The sequence below is a fragment of the Thermoactinomyces sp. CICC 10521 genome, from assembly GCF_016055135.1.
GTDB lineage: Bacteria > Bacillota > Bacilli > Thermoactinomycetales > Thermoactinomycetaceae > Thermoactinomyces_A > Thermoactinomyces_A daqus.
Genome location: NZ_JAECVZ010000014.1, coordinates 35,271 through 58,015, shown reverse-complemented (window position 1 = coordinate 58,015; position 22,745 = coordinate 35,271). Strand labels below are relative to the sequence as shown.

Below are 22,745 nucleotides of genomic sequence, written 5' to 3'. Positions count from 1 at the left end.
AATATAAGGGGGCTAAAAGCTGTACGACCCTGCATCAGTCCTGAACATAAATCTGCTTCATATATTCCTCAAACTGTCTGGCCAGCCGCTCATGATCTTCGTTTTCGCGCTTCAGACGCTCCTGGCGCAAACGTTCCTGCGTCATCTCCTGTTGTCTTGCTTTTTCGGACGGGTCTGTATTCTCTGCTTTTTCGGAGGGCAGCGGAATGTTTGGCCAATTTTCTTCCAGATCTATTAAACCTGCTTGTTTTTTGATGATGGTCTTGTCAAGCAAGTAATATTTCGAGGATTGTTCCAGATCCTGGCGTTGCTTTTTCAGGCGCTCTTTTGTCTGATTTTCCAACAGTTCCCGCTGTTTTTGCAGCATCTCCTGCTGCCGGCGTTCAAATTCTTCAGCCTGTTTTTCCAGCAGGCTCTGCGCCATTTTTTCAAACTCTCGCCGCAGTCTCGCTTCCAGCTCTTCTTCTTTCTTTTCCAGCTCCTGCCGTTTTCTCTCCCATTCCAGCCTCTCTTTTTCCATCCGTTCCAATTCTTTTTGCAGCCGTTCTTCCTGCTCTTTTTCAAGCCGTTTGCGCTCTTTTTCCAACTCTTCGCGGCGCCGCCGTTCCTCTTCTTCCCGCTGTTTCGCCAGCCGTTCCTGCTCGAGCCGTTCTTTCTCCTGCTGTTCGCGCTCCCATTCTTCTTGCTCTTCCTTTTCAATCATCTGTTTGAATTCGTCTTTTTGGCGTTTCAGGAGCTCCTGTTCTCTCTTTTCAAACTCCTGGCGCTGCTTTTCCAGAAGTTCGGCCTGCCGTTTTTCAAGCTCCTCCCGTTGCTTGCTGAGCAGCTGCTCCTGACGTTCTTCAAATTCCCGCCGCAACCACTCCAGCGTTTCCTGTTCCAATCTTTTCAGACGCTCTTCGCGCTCGGCATCTTCCTGCGGGATTTCTTTGCGATTGGCATCTTCCTCCGGGAGCTCTTTTCGGTCCGCCTCTTCCTGAGAGAGCTTTCTGCGGTCAGTATCTTCCGTCGGGAGCTCCTCGTTTTGCGCTGCTTCCTGCCTGTTGGAAACTGCATCCTGCGGAGTCTCTTCCGTGACAGCGGGGGCCTGTTCGGCCGGGACCGAATCAGCGGCAACGGCATCAGACGGATTCATTTGTTCAGCGAAAACCTCGGGCTCTTTTTCATTTTCCTGTACACTGGGCTGTTCTTCCACAGGCGGATGGTTTTCTTGCGATGATTCTTTACGTTCCCGGAACAGAAAGGAGAGAAACCCTTTTCCTTCTTTGCGCCTTTCGTATGCTTCAATTTGCGCGAGCACGGACTCAGGTGAATGGTTCTGCAAACATTTCGAGATCAGCTTGGCCATCGGTTTGGAAACGGGAAAACCGACGGGCAGCCTTTGCAGCGGCTTTTCCCGAAGCCGTCCGGACAACAAACAGTAGAAAAAGGTGCCCCAGTCCAGCGTTCGGGAATAAGTGATTTTCTCCGTCCCGCAGAACAAAACTTTTAATTCATCATTTGCCGTCATTCCGATATTGCGCGGATCAAGCAAGATGTACATTTTGAACGGCTTGGCTCTGAGCTCCCGTTCCAGTTGCAAAAGCTCTTTTCCCCATGCAACCACTTGATCTTCATCCACTTCTCTTTCCGAAATCACTTCCCTCAGCGGACGAATCGGTTCATAGGGCCGGATCAACACGAGAAAACGTTCCTCGTCGTACACTTCCTCAATGGGAAGAAGGAGCGGATGGTTCAAAGAGCGGTATTGCTCGACAACCTGGGGAGGTGCGGCCCCTTCCAGGAGAACCGACTCCAGGTAATACCGGGTGGAATCTTTGCGAGCCACTGCCATTTCCCCGCCAAAAAATTGAACGACGTGTTCAACATAATATAATCCTCGATACCATTCCCCCACTTGAAAAACGGACAAGTTTCTTCGCCTCCACAATTCACTTCCCAAATACAAGATAAACCCGGAAAAACCACATATGTTCCCAATTTGAGGATAACACAGGATGAAAGAAACAGACAACTGAACAACCTTTGAAATCGTGAATCACGGCCGGCTTGTTCCATGCCCGGCGGAATGCTCCCCGCCACCGCCAATCGCCCCGGGACACCCCCTGTCGCTCCCCTCTTTCACCTAGGCATTTCCCCAAAAGCGCGTTACAATGAAAGAGACATTTTCTAGGAGGAGGATGGTTCCTTGAATATACAACGTTCAGAAGAGCTTTACCAAAAAGCGCTAGACGTGATCGTGGGCGGCGTCAACAGCCCTTCCCGCTCCTTCCGGGCTGTTGGAAACGGAACGCCCATTTTTATGAAAAAAGCACAAGGCCCGTACTTCTGGGATGAAGACGGCAACCGATATATTGATTATCTGGCGGCATTCGGCCCGATCATCCTGGGGCATGCCCATCCGGTTGTCACCGCCGCCATCATCGAACAGGCAACCAATGGTGTTCTGTACGGAACGCCGACAGAAAAAGAGGTTCTGTTTGCGGAAATGCTGCGCGATGCGATTCCGTCAATGGAACAGATCCGCTTTGTCAACAGCGGAACCGAAGCGGTGATGACGACGATCCGGCTGGCACGCGCCTACACCGGCCGCGATAAAATCCTCAAGTTCGCCGGATGTTACCACGGACATTCCGATCTGGTGCTGGTTGCCGCGGGATCAGGCCCTTCCACTCTGGGAACCCCGGACAGCGCCGGCATTCCCAACAGTATCGCCAGCGAAGTGATCACCATCCCCTTCAACGATCTCGATGCTTTCGCAGAAGCAATGGAGCACTGGGGCGATCAACTGGCTGCAGTCCTGGTGGAGCCGCTTGTCGGCAACTTCGGCATCGTGCCGCCCAAACCCGGCTTCTTGCAAACCGTTAAAGAACGGGCGCATCAGGCGGGTGCGCTGGTCATTTTTGACGAGGTGATCACCGGTTTCCGCTTTCATTACGGCGGCGTACAAACATTATATGATGTCGAACCCGACTTAACCGCCCTCGGAAAAATCATCGGCGGCGGTCTGCCCATCGGAGCATACGGAGGTTCCCGCAAAATCATGGAGAAAGTGTCGCCGACGGGACCGATGTACCAGGCGGGAACCATGGCCGGAAATCCTCTGTCAATCTCAGCCGGTATCGCTTGCATCAAACAACTGTCACAACCCGGTACATACGAACGGTTGGAGCAAATGGGGAAAACTTTGAGCGATGAGATCATCCGCCTGGCCGGCAAATACGGAAACTCCGTTACGGTGAACCGGGTTGGCGGCGCCTTTACCGTATACTTTACTGACAAAACGGTTGAAGACTATGAAGGGGCAAAAGCTGCCGACGGCGAGCAATTCGCCCAATTTTTCCGTCTCATGCTGGAGGAGGGAGTCTATCTGGCCCCATCCAAATATGAAGCCTGGTTTTTAACAACTGCCCATTCGGAAGAGGATATTCAATTCACCATAAGAGCAGTGGAACGGGCATTTCGCCAAATGAAGCCGTAACAGACCGCACAGCTTGAAAACAACTGCCGGGAGTGATCCGCATGGAAGAAGCAACAACCTTATACGAAAAAATCGGAGGAGCCGACCGGGTACGCGCGCTGGTTGAGGCCTTTTATCCCCGCGTCCAGGCTCATCCGCTGTTAAAGCCGATCTTTCCCGAAGACATCCGTCCCGTCATGGAAAAACAGTATCTCTTCCTGACGCAATTTTTGGGTGGCCCTCCTCTCTATACCGAAAAATACGGCCATCCAATGCTCAGGGCACGGCATCTGCCTTTTCCGATCACGCCGGCACGCGCGGAAGCCTGGCTCGATTGCATGAGCCGTGCCATGGACGAAGTGGGGATTACGGGTCAGGAGCGCGAGCTCTTTTTCGGCCGCCTGGTCATCGCCGCCCATCATATGGTGAATCAAGAGGATGACTGAACGATATCAAAAACTCCCGGCCTCGATCACAAGCCGGGAGTTTCCATTTTGCCTCAGTCCAGGAAGCTTTCAATCATGTAGAGAATCTGTTCAAACCACGAACGCTTCGGGCTCGCCTTTTTTTCCGGAACGGGTTCGCCCGGCTTCTTTCGCCATTTTTCTTTCTCCGCGCCCAGGTTTTGAAAACCGATCAATTCCTCACAAGCCCATCCATCCCGGTCGGCATCCAGCGTATTCTGGGAATGCCGGAGATAATAGCGTTGGGCATCTTCCCAGCGGTCAAACGAATAACAGCCGATTTCCTTCGCCTGCACCGCATGAAAACCGGGAATTGTCAAAAACAGCAAGAGCAGAGCCAAAACAAAACCGATTTTCCTTTCCACTTTACACCAACTCTCCAAATAAAAAATTTTTAAATATACACAAAATCATCTCAATATGATAAGATTATTTCTAACCATCATCTTTAATACCCTAAAGGTAAAAAGCTACACTCCCCCCTGTTTACAATCATATCAAAAAATTAATACTCCCCTAAAAAAACAAAATCCCAATAAAAGGAAATAAATGAATAAAAATTCATGATCATTTAAGAAAACGCTTACAGCAAAACTGCCACTTCCCGTTATTATCAAAGGTTTACGCAATCGACATCCTGAGATCATTTTTGTATAAAAGATATTGGAAAATGAATAAAAATGGCATCTCATACTTGCTATGTCATAAATTTTCATGTTATTCTTTTATTGCAATACGATGTTATGTTTTCTGCCAAAGCAATTTTTTTAAAAAACCATAACTCCTCTATCCAAAATTTTCTGTCAGGGAAAGGGGAGACATTATCATATCGGAGGTGAGGAGGAGCGATGACCGTTCCTGTGAAAAGAAGAGCAGACTTAGGGCGCTTCCAAAACCTGACTGCCAATGAACATGACAGTTGTGGCATTGTTGCCGTGATCGAAAAAGATGGAACACCCAAACGTCAAAACATGCTGGATACCATCGCAGCCCTGATCAAGATGGAACATCGTTCCGGATTTATCAATGGAGAAGGGGACGGTTGCGGCATCCTGACCGATATTCCGCGTGACCTTTGGGCGAGGGAATCTTCCCGCCAGAGCAAACTCCCCTCATCCATCGTACATGAACCTCGCTTTGCCGTTGCTCACATCTTTTTACCCAAACTCGGAAAACAAACCGATCATCATAAAAATGAAATCTTGCGTCTCCTCGCGCAGAACGGATTGCAAGTAGTGGCGCAAAAACTTGACCAGGTAAACAGCACCGTCCTGGGAAAAAACGGACTTCTGGATGAGCCTCATTTCTGGCAGTTGGCCGTGTTGGCGGAGAGTGATCAGAACTTGCCCCGCCGTTTATTCGACCTGGTCGTGGAAATTGAACAGAAATTTCCGGTGCAAGTCGCCTCCTTCAGCAATACGACGGTTGTTTACAAACTGATGGGCGCCGCCAGCCTTCTGCCCGACTACTTTGACGACCTCAACGACCCTGAATTCAAATCAGTCGTCACCATTGGCCACAACCGCTATTCAACCAACACTTTATCTAATTTTTTCCGTGTTCAACCTTTTTCCCTGCTCGGTCATAACGGAGAAATCAATACCATTCGCAAGCTCAGGGACGAGGCCAAAATGATCGGCGTTCCCCTTGATGATGACAGCAGTGATTCGCAGGATCTGAACCGCTTGCTCGAGACACTGATCCATCATTACGGGTTTAGTCTGTTTGAAGCCATTGAAATGGTTTTCCCGCCCATTTTGCATGAATTAAAGCACCTGCCATCCGAGTTGAAAGATTTATACACTTACTACAGGCAAACGTGGGGACCTTTCGCCCAAGGGCCGGCCGGCATTGTTTCCCGCTACGGGGATGAATGTGCCTTCAGCGTTGATGCGCTCGGCCTGAGACCCCTTTGGCTGGTGGAAAACGATCGCGTCCTGTTCTTCAGTTCCGAACAGGGAATTATCCCCGCCAGCGAAATGGTCAGTGAACCGAAGCCGCTCGCACCCGGAGAAACGGTCGGGGTCCGGCTTGCTCCCAAGGTGAAGGTGCTGCAGCATCACGAACTGCAACAGATTGTGCTTCAACGGGCGAAGAAGCGTGCAGATTTCAGCGGTTTTCAATCCTACCTGTCCACACCGACGGGAAAAGGCAAGCCCGATACAATCATCCCTCCGGCCACAAACCAAGCATATGCGGCGTTTGGCTGGGAACGTGAACAAATTCAACTGGTGGAGCAGATGGCCGATACCGGGGTTGATCCGATTCGCTCCCTGGGACATGACGGCCCGCTGGCGGCTCTTGCCAAGGTGAGACAAAACATTCCCGACTATATCAAAGAGAGTGTCGCTGTCGTCACCAACCCGGCAATTGACCGCGAACGGGAAATGGAGCATTTCTCCACCCGCGTCATTATCGGCCCGCGCCCTTCGCTCTCCTCGACTCAAACGGAAGCTGTCCGAGTGGAGCTCCCCTCACCGATCCTCGTGGAAGGTGCGCAAGCCGGTGAAGTTTGCCTCGATTCGGCTACACTCTCATTCGAGGAACTGATCGAACGATTTGAGCAAACCGGATCAGTCACCCGTCTTTCCCTTTCCTATCAGCGGAAAACAGGAATAAAACAAGCATTGGAACAATTGGGGAAAGATGCGGTCCAAGCCGTAAAAGAAGGAGCGAACCTCCTTTTGCTCGATGATAACGGCTGCCATCAGGGTGACAACTTGTTCCTGGACCCGCATTTGGGCATCTCGACAGTGGATCAGGCGTTAAAACGGGAAACGGGGCCGGACGGGCAAAACCTCCGCCGTCAGGCAAGCATTGTCGTCCGTTCCGCGGCCATGCGCAACCTGCATGACTTGGCTGTCGCCATCGGATTGGGAGCAGATGCCGTCTCGCCATATCTCATGTTTGCCACAATCGCCGAAAAAGAGGAAAAATCAGCCCTGAAACTCTTTCAGGCAATTAACAAAGGCTTGGAAAAAATCATCTCCACCATCGGAATTCATGAACTGCGCGGTTACGCCCGCCTGTTCTCCTCCATCGGTTTAAGCCCCGAAGTGGCGGACACACTCGGCATCGTCAATTATTGCGGCTCTGACCAGGCTGGTCTCCACTGGCGTGATCTGGAGAAGGATGCAGAGGAGAGACAAACCGATTTCCATAGCGACAAAGCCAAACCAGCCCGCCTCTTCCACCTCTGGCCGCGCATCTGGAAATCGATCGGTCAATTGGCCGGCGGTTCGATCCAATATGACGAATTTGCGCAAAAATTAAATGACCTGGAAAAAGAGAACCCTGTCTCTCTGCGCCATGTGGCCGATTTGCGGCAAAGCGGAGACCAGGGGATCAATCCCGCAGAAGTGGATATCCGCGTTGGAGATCACGACTTGCCGTTTGTGATCAGCTCGATGTCGTTCGGTTCCCAGAACGAGGTGGCTTTCCGCGCATATGCCGAAGCGGCAGACCGCTTAAACATGATCAGCCTGAACGGCGAAGGCGGCGAAATCAAAGATATGCTAGGCAAATATCCGAAAACGCGCGGTCATCAGATCGCATCCGGGCGATTTGGCGTCAATGTCGAACTGGCGAACTCGGCCAACATTTTGGAAATCAAGATCGGCCAGGGGGCAAAACCCGGGGAAGGCGGCCACCTGCCCGGCAAAAAGGTCTCGGCCAAAGTGGCAGCGGCCCGCAACGCCACACCCGGCAGCGACCTGATTTCGCCCTCCAATAACCACGATATTTACTCAATCGAAGATTTGGCGCAAATCATCACCGAATTAAAAACCGCCAACCGCCAGGCAAAAGTGATCGTCAAAGTGCCGGTCGTGCCCAATATCGGAACGATTGCCGTGGGCATTGCCAAAGCGGGCGCCGACATTATCACCCTGAGCGGATTTGATGGCGGAACCGGGGCTGCCCGGATTCATGCGTTGCAACACGTGGGTCTTCCGGCGGAAATCGGCATTAAAGCCGCACATAATGCGTTGATCGAGGCAGGCATTCGCGATCAGGTCGAATTGTGGGCCGACGGCGGAATGCGCAGCGCGCTCGACGCGGTGAAACTGATGCTCCTCGGTGCAAACCGGATTGGTTTCGGTACCCTGGCCATGCTCGCCATCGGGTGTACCACCTGTCGCGGCTGTCACTTGGACACCTGCCATGTCGGGATCGCCACGCAAATCGAAACACCGGAAGAAGCGGAAGAACACGGACTTCGCCGGTTTGTACCCCGGGACTTCGATATGGCCGTCGCCGGACTGATGACCTTGTTCACAGCATTTGGCGAAGAAGTGAAACGGCTCACCGCGCAGCTTGGCTTTAAACGTGCCCAGGATCTCGTGGGCCGGTCCGATCTCCTGGAGCAGGTGAGAGAGCAGGATAAACTCGATCTGACTGAGCTATTGCGCCTCAGTTCAGAATGGACCAATATTGGAGTGAAGGAAAAAACGGAAACACCGGCTCTCGTTGCCGCGGGAGCATCACTGGTGATGTCCGAATCTGCCGTTTCGGCAACCCAGGAATATTCGCACACGTTTGCCGGCATTCACAGCGCTCACCGGGTGTTGCTCTCAGATCTTTCCGGAACCCGGGTCCGCAACCGGCTGGATGGCAGCTATCATTCCCTGCCGAAGTGGAGTTTCTCCTTTACGGACGGCTCAGTACCCGGGAACGGATTTGCCGCCTTCCACGCCGACGGCATTTCGGCAACCGTTCATGGCGGAGCGCAGGACGGTGTCGGGAAAACAGCCTTCGGCGGCAAGGTCGCCATTCTCAAAACACGCAACCGGAACGGCATTTATGTAAACGGCTCTGTGGGAAAAAGCTTCTGCTACGGCGCGCAAAAAGGGTTGTTTATCGTTCAGGGCAACGCGGACTCCCGTGCAGGCATTCGCCTCTCCGGCGCCGACATCATCATTGCCGGTGACATCAAGGAGCCGTTGCGGGATGAACTCGGCATGATCGGAAATCGCGCCAATATCAAAGGATTTGCTTTTGAATATATGACGGATGGACGTGCAGTGGTTCTCGGGGACCCGGGACCGTGGATCTGTTCGGGCATGACGGGCGGTGTCGTTTACCAGCGGCTGCAACCGGAACTGGGTCTGGATGAAGCCGCCGTCATGCGCCGGATCGCCAAAGCGGCCAAAGTGGCGATGGAACCGCTGAGCGAAAAAGGGGTGAGAGATCTGCAAGAATTACTGGGCCTTTACCACACGGAGCTCATCCTTTCCGAACAGTGGGATGAAGCGCAAAAAGTCGAATACTTGCTCAAGGATCTCGACCGCCATTTCATCCAAATTATCCCGCAAAAACAACAGGCGGACCCATCCATCTCCACCGAATAAACCAATCATTCAATTCATCCTCCCCGGGATCGGGGGGGATTTTTTTCAGCACCATTTTTGATTTATCCGCTTTTCCCGCCGGATTTCCCGCATTTTTCACATCAATAGACAAAAGTTATTTGTAACATTAGCGAAATATATCATTTTTTTGAAGGAAGGAAAAGGAATATGCAGAATATTTCATACCCAACTGAGGATTTGGTGTGAACTGAAAGGTGGGTATCTGATGTTTAAAAGTTTTACCCCTCCCTATCGGGATCAAAAAAGAAAAAAGATCGCCAGCAGCATTGCCGTGCTTGAAAAAATACCGCTCGGCGGAATCAGTCAGTCCGTCCTGATTCGCAGCCGCGATACCAAACACCCCCTCCTGCTCTTTATCCACGGAGGTCCGGGCCACGCGCAAATCGGTTTTGCCCGGCATTATCAAGAGGAGCTGGAAAAGCATTTTATCGTCGTCAACTGGGATCAGCGCGGAAGCGGCAAATCCTATTCAAAACGGCTCGATCCGGCTTCACTGACCATCGAACAGCTCGTTGCCGATGCACACGAACTCATCATTTATCTCTTAAAGCGATTCGGACAGAAAAAACTGTTTTTGGCCGGACACTCATGGGGAAGCATCGTCGCCGCTCTCGTCGCCAAGCAATACCCGGAACTGATTCACGCCTATATCGGGATCGGGCAAATGACTGATGTCGAACACGGAGAAATGATTTCCTACCAAATGGTCCTGATTTACGCGCGCCAAAATGAAAAATTCTTTGCCGTCCGCGCGCTAAACCGGATCGGCTATCCACCGTATCGCCGGATTCGGGATCTGTTGGTGCAGCGCAAATGGCTGTCCAAATTCGGTGGGGATGTACGCAAAGGAAGCCTGTTCAGCTTTCTCAGGCGCGGACTGTTCTCGCGAGAATACACCCTGGCCGACTGGTGGCGCTTTTTTCAGGGAACACGCTTTACGATGAAACATCTCGGTCCGAAAATCATGCAAATGAACCTGTTTAACGAGATTTCCGAGCTCAAGGTGCCCGCTTATTTTTGCGTCGGCCGGTATGATTACCTCTCTCCGTTTGAACTGCAGGAAAAATTCTGCGAGCAGTTGAAAGCACCCAAAAAAGACCTTATCTGGTTTGAAAACTCAGCTCATTGCCCTCATTTTGAAGAACCTTCATCCTTTTTGGTCGTCCTCTTGCGCATCAAAGAAGAGACCGCCATTCTGAAGCGGCAAACTCTCTCCCACACTCTCAATTTAAAAGGCGCTTTGCTTCAATAGAGCAATGTCGCCTTTTTTCGTCCGGTTTCCCTGTCGATCCAACAACTGTAATCGTAATACTCACCGCAATATGGGCAACCTCCCCTTACTCGATGGTTTGGTTACGGTGCAGGCAACAATCCGCCAATCTCTTCCATCACCCCATTCGAATCATCAAAATAAAAAACGAGTCACAACGATCCGCAGCAATCGGGATTTTCTGTTCAGTTGCTCCCCGTATGGTGAATGGCTTGATAATGTTCAATGATATAAGGGTAAATAAGTTTAAATAACAAAGTCCCCAAAAAACTTCCTAAAGTATTTAAAATAATATCATCAACATCGAAACTCCTGTACTTATAGTTGATTAACAGAGAGACAAAAATCTGTAACAACTCAATGGATAGACTAACCAAAAAACCGATAAAGACTGCTCTTGTAACAGATTGTTTTATTTTCTTCGAAATAAATGGGAGAATCACCCCAAGAGGCATTAACATAACTAAATTGCCTAAAATCTGCTTAATCGCGATGGTTGGCGATACTGCCTGAGTAGCGGTAGTATAAATGCTAAAAAAGGGAATATAATTATCTTTCTCCGGATACATACGAACCAACGGATCTGAATTATCAAAAGGAATAGGAAGAAGAGTAACACCTATCAAGCAAACAATATATACACCCAAAATGATTTCAAAAACGGCTTTTTGCCAATTAAAAAATTTTCTTTTTATTATGTAATAAGGTAATCGAATCAGGAAAAATAGAAGTCCTAATATTAACCCTATAAAGATATTAAAGCTAATCATCGTAAACCTCCAAACACATGAATAGTTTCGGCCCATATCTTCAGTCACCGTTTCGACTGCTCCAACACCATCCTGAGGTTATTGCACAACAAAAAAGTAATCACCGGATTCCATCCTTGGCCGTTCTTGCAATATCTCCCGCCTTGCAACGGGTCATTGATTGAATGCCTCACCAAGCGGTATAAGCCAAAGTGTTTTCCCGATCCATTGCATCCCTCCTTTTCAATCCACAGAGGATGATTCAACAAGAACGAGCTTTGTTACCCCAACTCGATTACCGTGATCTCCGGACGGCAAGCAAACCGGAACGGCAAGATGGTTGTCCCGATGCTGCGATTTGTATAGAGGGTAAGCCGCTCATTGATTTGATATAACCCGGAAGAAAACTTCCTGGACAGTGGCGGGGTAAACAGCGGGCCGAAAAATGGCAGGTTAATCTGACCGCCATGGCTGTGACCGGATAATTGCAAATCGACCGGATCAGAGGAGATAACCTTGGCAAAATCCGGTTCATGGACCAGCATCAAATGAAAAAGATCGGGATCAAATCGGGCATCGTTAAAAACTTTTGAGTGATCCGGTTTCCCGTTCAGCAAATCGTCAAGGCCAGAAACAGAAATAACATCATTCCCTTTTTTCACGAGCGTCCATTCGTTGATCAACAAGCGAAAACCGGCACTGGTCAAGCAGTCCTTCACCAAAGCCGTATCACCCCAATAATCATGATTGCCCAGGATGGCGAACTTTCCATAAGGAGCGTCGATTTGTTTCAACAGATCGGATACCTTTATCGCCTCACCGCGGGAGAAGCGGCGGTCGATTAAGTCCCCCGTAAAACAGAAGAGATCGGGATGAAGAGACCGCACTTGGTCCACAAGCGTTTGCAACTGCTCCGGACCATAAAAAAATCCAAAGTGAAGGTCGCTGATTTGCACAATCTTCATACCCTTGAAAGAAACAGGAAGTCTCGGGGATGAAATGCGAATCCGATTGATCTCGAGCTGATTTTTTTCCACAAAAAATGAATAACCGGGCAGTCCCAATACGAAAAGCCCTGCTGCCGCAAGAATCCCCTTTTTGAGGAAATTTCTGCGGGTGAGCTTTTTTTCTGCATTTATTCGCGTTACCGGCAACTCTTCTTCACCTCTAATCCCCTTTCCAGCAGCGAATGATAAACATGGATCTTGCTCCACATCCCCACCCGGTACTTGGTTCGAACTCACACTCTTCCGGATGTCTCCGGGACATTTTCAGTATAATAAAAATACCATTGGGAATTTTCATTTTATAAAAAATAAAGTGAAGGGATGGGATAGCGGATATATGGATGCAGTAGTCGAAAATATGAAAAGCCCCGAAGAACGTGAAAAAAATGCAAGGATCGGTTTCCGCCTTTTTTGGATCGCCATCGCCTTCTTCATTACCGGCATTTTGCTTTTAATCTTTTTCGGTTGATCTCCCCTCCTTTATCAGCTGCACGTCAGCGGATTGGTAAATATGGGTTCACGAAACATAAATTTTATGAGAAAATAAAAATGAGTGATTGTAAGACTAACCCCTTTTTGTCTGATTCCTCCTATGAGGAAGGGAACACGGTTCCCACCAGTCCGCATTGGAGAGGATGATTTCATTGAAACGAGACCAAATCTTGAATAGCGAAGATTTACTCCTCCCTGCCAAAAAAACGGCTCCTTGCTCGATCTGCGGCAAGGAAGCGCATTATGTAGAGGTTAGCTTTGAATCTCCCATCTGTTCCAAAGAGTGTGCCAAACAGATGTGGAAGTTATATGTTGATACACAAATTTCTCGCAAATATAAAACAATTGACTTTTATACGGCCGATTAACGATGACGCACAGCCCCTCCGCATTGGCTGTGCGTCGTTCTATGATTTGCCGGGACTCAATCTCTCTTTCCCTCCACCGTCAACGGTCCCGTTTTGATCTCCCTCAATCGCAACGAATCTTTGATTTGCTCGGCCTGGTCGACAAAAAGCACTTCGGGCAAAATCACATGCCTCTTCAGATCGACCGGCATCATTACAAATCCATCCTTGTATGTATCCACCACCACATACGGTGAGGAGCCCTGTGTCACCAGGTATTCCGTCTGGTTGGAGGCGATAATGTAACCGCTCGCCCTGGAGACGGAAATGACAATCATCACCAGTGCCAATCCTGTCAGCAGCCAATTTTGTCTCATGGCAAAGAACAACAGGAGTGCCGTAAGCAGAACATATACAAGGAAAAAGAAAAAAATTTCCCAAAGCGATTGCTTGAATTGATAATCCAGCTTCAGCCCGAGTAACAAACCGATGGAGAAGGGGAGAATCACCGGCAAAACAAATTTGCCGTAGCGCATCGCATAAGGCCGCTGCAAAAACATGGCCAGTACCAGAATGACAAAAACAATCGAAGCGACAGCCAAAATGACGGTGTTCAAACTGACATCCGCATAGAGTGAGGGGAGCCCGTAATATTCTTTATAACTCACATCCGAAAGATAAGCGGCAAAATAGCCCAAGCCGGTAACTCCCCCCAATAAAATTCCATCGGAAAAGGGCATTTTCTTGATCATTTTTTCTGTGGCAGATATCTTTTTTCCCTGATCAGTTACCGCTGTCAACAAAGAGAGGATTTTTCCTGTACCGTTGAAGTTTCGCTCTGTGTTGTTGCTGTCCACTGGAAACAAAATCCCCCTTCATTCCGGCATGGAGTCAAAAAGGCCCCGATCCGTTCATACAACAGGCTGGATGTCCATCCCTTTAAAAACCCCAATAAGCCCGGAACAAATCCGTTGTCGTATTTGCCGGGTAGATGACAAACAGGATCAGATAGGTTGTGATCGCGGTAATCGCCCCAACAAACCAGATCCGTGCCGTCCAGCGGCCGAACGCACGGTGACGGTCAAAACGCTTTTTATAGGCGAAATAAAGTGTAATTACCGCCAAGATCGGAGCGATTGAAGTCACCGTGATGTGGAAGGTAAGAAAAGCCGTGTAATACGGCAACAGATAATGAGGTCCGCCAAATGGCACGTTTCCGAGAAACATCGTCCGGTACATATAAAGGGCGAAAAAGCCCGCCGCGAAGATTACGGAGGCAATCATCAGACGGCGATGCACCTTGACGTTGCCCCGTCGGATCATCACCCATCCGATCGCCATCAGAATGGCGCTGATCGTGGTACACGATGTACTGACCAGCGCAATCACACTTCCTTGCACAAAGCATAACCTCCTTACAAAAAACCGTTCATTTTTTCGGCTCAACCCGGGATGCAATTCTCCGGCATGGTGCCCGCTGACCGACCACTTTCTCAGAAAAAATGCCCTCCGGCCTGTCGCTGGCAGAGGGCATTTTTTCTTACATCAAAATAATTCCTACCGCAGAAATTACCGCAATCACAATTCCCAGCATGATAAAGATCGCATAGTAAGTCGATCCTTTCTGTCCAAGATGCATGAAGGTGAACAGCTGCAGGAAAACCTGGATGACGGCAAACACGAGAATCAGCGGCAGAATAAGATGTTCGGCAACGACAGAGCCCGATTTGATCACCACATAAAAAGCTGCCGCCGTCAGTATAATCATGATCAGAAAAGAAATCAAGTGTTTGACCGCGCTTTCCGGCTTAGGTGATACGGCGTGATTATCGGAATGTTGGTTTTCTGTCACCGCTTACCCCACCTTTCCGAGAAGATACACGAGCGTGAAAATGAAGACCCAAACAACATCGATAAAGTGCCAATACAGACTGGCCACAAACAGTTTGGGAGCCATTTCCTCCGTGATGCCCCGTCCGGCAGCTTGCAACATCAGTGTGGAAATCCAAATAATCCCGAAAGTTACGTGCGCTCCGTGCGTGCCCACAAGAGCGTAGAAGGAAGAGCCAAAGGCACTGCTCGTAAAAGTATGCCCTTCATGCACATAATGAATAAACTCGTTGATCTCCAAAATGAGGAAGGCGAGTCCCAACAAAACGGTTACTGCCAGCCAGAACATCATTACCTTCTTTTTCAGTTGGTTCATCGCCAGAATGGCCAGTACGCTGGTCAGGCTGCTGGTGAGAAGGAAAGCCGTGGCCAAACCGACCAATTTCAAATCGAACAGTTCATGTCCGGATGGACCGCCCATCGTTTGATGCCGCAAAGCCAGATAGGTACCAAACAGACAGGCGAAAAGAACGGTTTCTGCCCCAAGGAACAACCAAAATCCAAGAACTTTATTTCTGCCCTCAAATGTGGCCGTCTCCAGATGGTTCGGCATATGGGGACTTCTGCTTGCTTCCGTATGTGTTGCCATTATGCCTGAACCCCCTTATTCGTTTCTTCAATCTCATCCGGTTCAATGTGGTAACCATGATCACGATCAAATGAACGCAAGAACAGGCAAACGATTACCAGCACCAACCCGATTATTGCACCGACGAAATTGCCGCGGAAGATGAACCCGAAACCGGCGATGAAAAATCCGAGCGCCATCAGGATGGGAATGAAGGATGAAGATGGCATATGAATCGAGCCGAGCGGTTCAGCAGGAGGCAAACTTTTGTTTCCTGCCTGTTTTTCCATCCACCAGGCATCATACCCGCGCACCAACGGCAATTGGGCAAAGTTGTAAACCGGCGGAGGTGACGAAATCGCCCATTCCAGCGTACGCCCGTCCCACGGATCGGCCGGAGCAGGAGCCGCTTTTTTGAACGACCAGTAGATGTTGTACAAGAAAGCGATCGTTCCGATGGCCATTCCCACTACCCCGATAGTACTGATCAGGTTGAGACTGTCCAGCCCCATGCCCGGCTGGTAGGTGAAGACGCGTCGCGGCATTCCGAACAGTCCCAGGAAGTGCTGCGGAAAGAAAGTGAGGTGAAACCCGATCAGGAATGTCCAGAAATGGATTTTTCCGATGGTCTCATTCAGCATCTTGCCGAACATTTTCGGCCACCAGTAGTAAGCTCCGGCAAACAATCCCATCACGGTACCGCCAACAAGTACGTAGTGGAAGTGGGCCACGACGAAGTAGCTGTCCTGGTACTGGAAGTCAGCCGGCGGAGCAGCAAGCATCACCCCGGTCATCCCCCCCATCACAAAGGTCGGGATAAACCCGATGGCAAACAGCATCGCTGTCGTGAAGCGAATTTCGCCGCCCCACATGGTAAAGAGCCAGTTGAACACCTTGATCCCGGTAGGCACTGCAATGGCCATTGTCGCCACCGCAAAGATAGAGTTCGACACCGGTCCAAGTCCAACGGTAAACATGTGGTGCACCCAAACCATGAAGGAAAGGAATGCGATCAAAACGGTCGCAAACACCATCGAAGTGTAACCGAACAGGCGCTTACGCGAAAATGTGCTGATTACTTCGGACATCACCCCGAAGGCCGGCAAAATCACGATGTACACTTCCGGATGGCCGAAGATCCAGAACAAGTGCTCCCAGATTACAGCGCTTCCACCCATGGTGTAATCAAAGAAATGCGAACCGAACAAACGGTCAAACATGAGCAGCAGAAGAGCGACTGTCAAGGGAGGAAAAGCAAACAGGATGATGGTTGATGTAACAAAGCTGGTCCATGTGAACATCGGCATCCGCAGAAAAGTCATGCCCGGAGCACGCAAATTGATGATTGTGGCCATGAAGTTCAGACCACCGATCAAGGTTCCGATCCCGGCAATCTGCAAGCCGAGCACATAGAAATCGACACCCGGTCCGGGACTGTAATTGTTCAAAGCGAGCGAAGTATAAGAAGTCCAGCCAGCGTCCGGCGCACCGCCGAAAATCCAGGAGAGATTCATTAAAAGCCCACCGGCGAAGAAAAGCCAGAACCCGAGCGCGTTGACAAAGGGAAAAGCGACGTCCCGCGCACCGATCTGCAGGGGAACGACCGCATTCATCAGACCAAAGATCATCGGCATCGCCGCCATGAAGATCATGGTCGTTCCATGCATGGTCAGCAATTCGTTAAACGTATCCCCGACAAACAGGTCGTTGTGGGGAACCACCAATTGCAACCGCATAAACAGCGCTTCGATTCCGCCGACCAGGAAGAAGAAGAAACCCGACAGAAAGTATAAAATCCCAATCTTCTTATGGTCCACCGTGGTGAGCCAATCCCATACTTTGCTATTTTTTACGCGTTCCAAGAAGGTTTTGTTATACCCCCCGGTAAGGATCGCCGTAAGAAACAGCGCAAATACGATCAGCACTATCAGCGTCCCCATGGTGTTCCCTCCTTCTTTCTACTTTTGATAGATTAATAGTTTTGTGAGATGAGTAGAGATTGCGAAATTTCCCGCCCAAAAAAAACGGTTACTTTCGACTCATCAAGTAATCGGTCAATGCCTGAATTTCATCCGGTTGCAAGTAATTGATTTTCGGCATCAAGGCTCCCGGCTTAACTGCTTGCGGATTATGAAGCCATTGTTTCAAATGCTGTTCATCATGAGGCAAAACGCCTGCAATTGTTGTGCGCGTCCCGAACTTGTTCAAATCCGGGCCTTGGACATTTGGATTGATTCCAGCATGGCAGCCCATGCAGTTTTGCTGGAAAAGCTGTTCCCCTTTTTTCTCGCTTGCCGTTGTCACGGGAGCTGGAGGGGCTTTCATTTCTGCGACCCATTTATTGAAGTCGGCATCATTCGAAGCGATCACCTTGAAATCCATCAAAGCATGGCCGGCACCGCACAATTCAGCGCATTTCCCCTGATAGACACCAGGTTTGTCGGCATCCAGAGTCATATGGTTGACGCGGCCGGGGACTACGTCTGTTTTCCCTTGGAGTGATGGTACCCAGAAAGAGTGCAAGACGTCTTTCCCGTGGATTTCCAGATCAACTTTTCTGCCGACAGGAATATGTAACTCTTGCGCCGTTTTAATTCCCAGGTCCGGATACTCGAATTCCCACCAATATTGGTGACCTGTGACCACAACGCGAATCGCATCCTTTGTTTTCGGCTTCTCGGAAAGATCAAAGGTAGTGCTTACCGTCGGAACCGCCAGAATCGCCAATAAGATAATCGGAATGACAGTCCATACAATTTCCAGTACGGTATTACCATGAACCTGTTCCGGCATGCGGTCAATGCCTTTCCGTTTCCGGTAGCGAATCAGCACATAAATGTAAATCGTCGTCACTACTGCAAAAACGGCAAGCATGAGAATGAAGCTCCAATTGATGAGATCCAATTGTTTCTCACCCGCTGATCCGTGCGGGTCGAGAACGTTCATTTCCACCTTGCTGTTGCTGCACCCTGACAGAGCGAGCGCAAGTAGTGCGAATACTGGCAAGACTCGCCACATACGTTGTCGACTCACCACGATCCAACCTCACTTTCTGTTAGCTTGATCCGGCCTCAAGAGCCCAAGGCCGGATCAATGATTTACAACAGTGCATCTCCAAATCTATATGAAGCTCTTATTAAGCACTGTATCCATTCTTACAGCATTTGAATCAGATCATAGATCGTAACATCTAAAACCATGGCAAACAGGATCGCCGTCAAATAGATCAGGGAGTAGAAAAACAGCTGCTTTGCCCATTTTTCGTGATCCTGCGTTTTGAAGCCTTTCCATGCCAAAGCAATATAGATTCCGCCCAGAATAAGAGCGAGAACCAGATAAATCCAGCCACACGCTCCCGTAAAGAAGAGCAACAGAGAAGAGAAAAACAACATAACCGTAAAGAACAGCGTTTGTTTCTTGGTCTCCGCGGCTCCCTTGACAACCGGCAACATGGGAATTCCAGCCGCACGGTAATCCTCCGCTTTGCGCATCGCCAACGCGAAGAAATGAGGAGGCTGCCACATAAACAGAATCAAAAACAGAGCCCAGGCATTTAAATCAATGTGCGAAGTGACAGCAACCCAACCGATCATCGGCGGAACTGCCCCGGAAAAACCGCCGACCACCGTGTTCAACGTGCTGGTTCTCTTCAGCCACATGCTGTAGATGACGACATAGACAAATGAACCGATAAAACCGAGAATCGCGGCTAGCAGATTGACTCCGAACGCAAGGATCAGGAGTCCCAGCACCGTCAGACTGATTCCGTACCAAAGCGCCACCGCCGGCTTGATCCTTCCCCCGGCCACCGGCCTTGTCTTGGTACGCTCCATCAAAGGGTCTATATCGCGGTCAATAAAGTTATTCAACGTACAGCTGCCGGCAATCACCAAAGCCGTTCCAAGCAACGTGATCAGAAGGGTTACCAATTGAAATGAGTGGATTCCTGCAGCCACCCAGTATCCGGCAAAAGTTGCAATCAAATTGCTTTTATTGATCCCTGGTTTGGTAATTTCGATATAATCACGCCAGGTAGCTTTAGATGCTGATTCAAATGGCTCCGTTTTGATGATGCGATCTGCAGCGGTTTGCTGAGATAATGGTTCCACCGCACAGACCTCCTTTCTAAGCCAAGAAACGCAGTGAAATAAAACTGTTTTCCCCACTTGGAAAACAGGTTATGGCTATACAGAAAGCGGGAAATATTTGATTATAACATGCAAAAAATGTAACAATCGTAGGTAGAATGCCCTATGATTTTACATTCCATTTCTCAAATATTGGAATCGAGAAATGTCAAAAGTCATGGTTTATATCATCACCATTTTAGATGATCAACAACCTTCATGCAAGGGTGGCATGGATGGCTCATTCAGAGATATAACAATGAATCACCGATATTATATCCCTTTTGCCCGCTTTCCTTTCATTAAATCCTTTCTATTTTAGTCTAAACGATGGCATTTGTTTGAAGGTGACATATCTGTGAACAATTTTTGATCAACTGCCGGGATTTTCCTGGAAATGAGAACGGGACAAAAAAACGGCACGGTTTCCTTCCGCGGGAAACGTACCGTTTTTTGATGAATTTATTATTTTTCATGAAGCATACGGCTCGATTTAAGCCATTTTACCGCTTCCACACACGTTCCGTTTTCGACGGGGATTTGCTTTAGTTCATCCATCAGCATGTAAACTTGCTGCAATCCTGAGGTTTCACCCAGATTTTGATTTTTCCCCTTGGCCAATTCTTCCAAATTCGGAATGCCCGGCCCGGTATCCTGTACCTGAATCTTAATTCCTTTCCGGTCTTCTTCCTCCACCGTCGCGATCGTAATGATTCCCTTATCCGCATATTGAACGACATTGCGTGCCAATTCTGAGATCGATTGTACGATACGCGCTTGATCCAGTTCGTCAAATCCCACTTCCCTGGATAATTCGCGCGCTTCACTGCGAATATGTACAATATCCCATTCGTAGTTGATTTCAAAGGTTTTACGCATGTTTCCCCTCCATCAAGTGGTGAGAGTCCCGATTTGCCGTCTGCGGATCATTTACGGTCCCGTCCAAATTCTGTACATTGAATAAATCGGCGTACAATCCGTTTTTCCGCAACAATTCTTCATGTGTCCCTTGTTCCGCTACACGGCCGTGCTCGATAACCAGAATTTGATCCGCATGTGTAATAGTGGAAAGCCGGTGTGCGACTACGATTGTCGTTCGATTTTTCGCCAGGCGGTTCAGCGATTCCTGAACCAGATGTTCGGATTGCAGATCAAGTGCCGATGTTGCTTCGTCCAAAATCAGGATTTCCGGGTCCTTGAGAAAAACCCTGGCCAAAGCAATCCGCTGCTTCTGGCCTCCGGACAGTTTGACACCCCGCTCCCCGATCTCCGTCTCATACCCGTCCGGAAGTTCCATGATAAATTCGTGGGCGTTTGCTGCTTTTGCCGCTTCGATGATTTCTTCTTTGGTCGCTGTAACCTTTCCCATCCGGATATTTTCCTCCACTGAACCGCTGAACAAAATGTTTTCCTGCAAAACCATTCCGATATGGCTCCGCAAACTGCGCATTGTAAAATCTTTCACATCGATTCCGTCTATTTTCACCTGTCCCTCGATCACATCGTAAAAACGGGGGATCAGGGAGATAATCGAGGATTTTCCTCCACCACTCGGCCCGACCAGTGCCACCGTCTGTCCGGCAGCAACGGAAAAATTCACTCCGTCCAAGATCCAGTCCTGGTCGTCATGATAACGAAACCGAACATTTTCAAACTCAATTTTCCCCTTAACCGCCGGGATCTCACGAGCCTGCGGAAGATCGAAGATATCATAGGTCTCATCCATGAACTCGAACACCCGATCCATTGAAGCAAAGGCCTGGGTCAAAGTTGTGGAAGAGTTAACCAGGCGGCGAATCGGATTATAAATCAGGCCCATATAGCCATAGAAGGCCGTTAACGCACCAATGGTCAACTTATGTTCAATCACGAGATAGGCTGATGTTCCGATCACGATAATCGGGGCCAAATCAGTAATCGTGTTGATCGCCGCAAATGTTTTGGCGATCCACCTTGTTTGCAACAACGCTTTATCCAAGTAATAAGCATTTCGTTTTTCAAATTGCTCTTGTTCTTCCCTTTCCAAATGAAAAGCGCGAATAACGGAAATCCCTTGAATTCGTTCGTGCAAATGCCCTTGCAATTCGGCCAGTGCCTGCGAGCGCTCTTTCGTGTAGCGACGCATGTTTTGGAAAAAATATTTGACCGAAACCGCATATAACGGAAAAATCGCAAGGGAAACAGCGGTCATGAACGGATCGATCCAAATCATCATCGATACGGCGATGAGAAGGGTCGACAGATCCAGCCAGATATTCATCATCCCGGTTACGACAAATTCTTTTGTCTGTTCGACATCATTGATCACGCGAGAGATAATCTGCCCGACCTTCTGATTCTGATAAAACTTCAACGATAGTCTTTGAATGTGATCAAACAACCGGTTGCGAATATCAAACAAAATTTTGCTCGCTGTCCATTGGGCAAAATATTGCCGGTAATACTCGACCGGGATTCGGACCACCGTAAACAGCAGGAAAGCTCCGCCGATCACCCAGGCGAGTTTCTGCAATTTTTCATGTGCCGCCATCGAACTGAGCAACAGATGATCGACCACATACTTCAATAACAGCGGCAACAACAGCGGAATCCCGAATTTTAAAATCCCGATCGCCATTGTCAAGCAGATTTCTTTCCAATAAGGCTTAACAAACCGAAGATAACGTCTCATACTCCCCATCTTTATTCAACCCCTACAATTTGCTTTTATATCCACATTGCCATGGCCCGGAGTATGGTGCAAGACGACCGAAGGAGAATTTGTCCCTCCGGCACATACAACCCCGCTCTTCCCCGTTTCATCCTCTGCTGTATCTTCTTCGGTTTAGTTGTTTAACGCCTTACACTTTTTATAACGAAAGTTAGACCCAAAAAGATTCATGGCAATTTTTTAAAAATGTTAAAACACAGGTTTTTGAGTCTAAGCAGTAAGTCATCGGTGCAAAACTGGTTCACCTGCGGAAGCAAATGCCCTCAGATGCCAGATTGTAACCAATCTCGCC

The 22,745-nt window shown here is 49.1% G+C and carries 18 protein-coding genes; 5 read left to right on the top strand and 13 right to left on the bottom strand.

The genetic code is table 11. From position 1 onward, the window contains the following. Positions 1 to 34: 34 nt before the first annotated feature. Positions 35 to 1,912, bottom strand: a complete 1,878-nt coding sequence (locus I8U17_RS11200; RefSeq protein ID WP_198059405.1) for a coiled-coil domain-containing protein — start codon at positions 1,910 to 1,912, stop codon at positions 35 to 37. A gap of 276 nt (positions 1,913 to 2,188) precedes the next feature. Here I8U17_RS11200 and I8U17_RS11195 point away from each other — a divergent pair, with 276 nt between their 5' ends. Together I8U17_RS11195 and I8U17_RS11190 are read left to right on the top strand one after the other, a co-directional pair. Continuing rightward, positions 2,189 to 3,481, top strand: a complete 1,293-nt coding sequence (locus tag I8U17_RS11195; protein WP_033101332.1) for a glutamate-1-semialdehyde 2,1-aminomutase — start codon at positions 2,189 to 2,191, stop codon at positions 3,479 to 3,481. A gap of 41 nt (positions 3,482 to 3,522) precedes the next feature. Next, on the top strand, positions 3,523 to 3,906 hold the full coding sequence (locus I8U17_RS11190) for a globin domain-containing protein (protein ID WP_033101333.1): 384 nt from the start codon (positions 3,523 to 3,525) through the stop codon (positions 3,904 to 3,906). Positions 3,907 to 3,959: 53 nt separating this feature from the next. Here the strand turns inward: I8U17_RS11190 and I8U17_RS11185 are convergent, their stop codons facing one another. Further along, on the bottom strand, positions 3,960 to 4,289 hold the full coding sequence (locus I8U17_RS11185; RefSeq protein WP_198059404.1) for a hypothetical protein: 330 nt from the start codon (positions 4,287 to 4,289) through the stop codon (positions 3,960 to 3,962). A 483-nt stretch (positions 4,290 to 4,772) separates the two neighbouring features. On the opposite strand from I8U17_RS11185, the gene I8U17_RS11180 reads away from it, so the two are divergent. Together I8U17_RS11180 and I8U17_RS11175 are read left to right on the top strand one after the other, a co-directional pair. Next, on the top strand, positions 4,773 to 9,272 hold the full coding sequence (locus I8U17_RS11180) for a glutamate synthase-related protein (protein WP_198059403.1): 4,500 nt from the start codon (positions 4,773 to 4,775) through the stop codon (positions 9,270 to 9,272). A gap of 226 nt (positions 9,273 to 9,498) precedes the next feature. Further along, on the top strand, positions 9,499 to 10,545 hold the full coding sequence (locus tag I8U17_RS11175; protein ID WP_232331042.1) for an alpha/beta fold hydrolase: 1,047 nt from the start codon (positions 9,499 to 9,501) through the stop codon (positions 10,543 to 10,545). A gap of 203 nt (positions 10,546 to 10,748) precedes the next feature. Here the strand turns inward: I8U17_RS11175 and I8U17_RS11170 are convergent, their stop codons facing one another. Both I8U17_RS11170 and I8U17_RS11165 read right to left on the bottom strand, forming a co-directional pair. Further along, on the bottom strand, positions 10,749 to 11,333 hold the full coding sequence (locus I8U17_RS11170) for a VanZ family protein (RefSeq protein WP_198059402.1): 585 nt from the start codon (positions 11,331 to 11,333) through the stop codon (positions 10,749 to 10,751). 260 nt (positions 11,334 to 11,593) lie between these two features. After that, positions 11,594 to 12,268: a metallophosphoesterase gene (locus tag I8U17_RS11165; protein ID WP_198059401.1), complete on the bottom strand. Its 675-nt coding sequence runs from the start codon at positions 12,266 to 12,268 to the stop codon at positions 11,594 to 11,596. 160 nt (positions 12,269 to 12,428) lie between these two features. Between I8U17_RS11165 and I8U17_RS11160 the strand changes: the two genes are divergently transcribed. Next, positions 12,429 to 12,788, top strand: a complete 360-nt coding sequence (locus I8U17_RS11160) for a hypothetical protein (RefSeq protein ID WP_152568571.1) — start codon at positions 12,429 to 12,431, stop codon at positions 12,786 to 12,788. A gap of 447 nt (positions 12,789 to 13,235) precedes the next feature. Here the strand turns inward: I8U17_RS11160 and I8U17_RS11155 are convergent, their stop codons facing one another. From I8U17_RS11155 to I8U17_RS11115, 9 genes are all read right to left on the bottom strand, one after another. Next, positions 13,236 to 14,015, bottom strand: coding sequence for a hypothetical protein (locus I8U17_RS11155; protein ID WP_198056421.1), 780 nt, complete (start codon positions 14,013 to 14,015; stop codon positions 13,236 to 13,238). 82 nt (positions 14,016 to 14,097) lie between these two features. Continuing rightward, positions 14,098 to 14,559, bottom strand: a complete 462-nt coding sequence (locus tag I8U17_RS11150) for a DUF420 domain-containing protein (RefSeq protein WP_033101337.1) — start codon at positions 14,557 to 14,559, stop codon at positions 14,098 to 14,100. Between the two features lie 139 nt (positions 14,560 to 14,698). Further along, positions 14,699 to 15,010, bottom strand: coding sequence for a cytochrome C oxidase subunit IV family protein (locus I8U17_RS11145; RefSeq protein WP_198059400.1), 312 nt, complete (start codon positions 15,008 to 15,010; stop codon positions 14,699 to 14,701). 3 nt (positions 15,011 to 15,013) lie between these two features. Then, positions 15,014 to 15,637 carry a cytochrome (ubi)quinol oxidase subunit III gene (locus I8U17_RS11140; RefSeq protein WP_033101338.1) on the bottom strand — a complete coding sequence of 208 codons (624 nt, stop codon included), beginning with the start codon at positions 15,635 to 15,637 and terminating at the stop codon, positions 15,014 to 15,016. Next, a complete protein-coding gene (ctaD, locus tag I8U17_RS11135; protein WP_198056423.1) occupies positions 15,637 to 17,556 on the bottom strand; it encodes a cytochrome c oxidase subunit I in 1,920 nt (639 codons plus the stop codon). Before ctaD ends, I8U17_RS11140 begins: the two co-directional genes overlap by 1 nt. An 88-nt stretch (positions 17,557 to 17,644) precedes the next feature. After that, on the bottom strand, positions 17,645 to 18,649 hold the full coding sequence (coxB, locus tag I8U17_RS11130; protein ID WP_235281675.1) for a cytochrome c oxidase subunit II: 1,005 nt from the start codon (positions 18,647 to 18,649) through the stop codon (positions 17,645 to 17,647). Positions 18,650 to 18,771: 122 nt separating this feature from the next. Further along, positions 18,772 to 19,725 carry a heme o synthase gene (cyoE, locus tag I8U17_RS11125; RefSeq protein WP_033101340.1) on the bottom strand — a complete coding sequence of 318 codons (954 nt, stop codon included), beginning with the start codon at positions 19,723 to 19,725 and terminating at the stop codon, positions 18,772 to 18,774. A 483-nt stretch (positions 19,726 to 20,208) separates the two neighbouring features. After that, positions 20,209 to 20,622 (bottom strand): ATP-binding protein, encoded by a 414-nt coding sequence (locus tag I8U17_RS11120; protein ID WP_033101341.1) that lies wholly within the window; start codon positions 20,620 to 20,622, stop codon positions 20,209 to 20,211. Then, on the bottom strand, positions 20,615 to 22,423 hold the full coding sequence (locus tag I8U17_RS11115; protein WP_198056424.1) for an ABC transporter ATP-binding protein: 1,809 nt from the start codon (positions 22,421 to 22,423) through the stop codon (positions 20,615 to 20,617). The genes I8U17_RS11120 and I8U17_RS11115 overlap by 8 nt, the downstream gene beginning before the upstream one ends. Between the last annotated feature and the right edge of the window lie 322 nt (positions 22,424 to 22,745).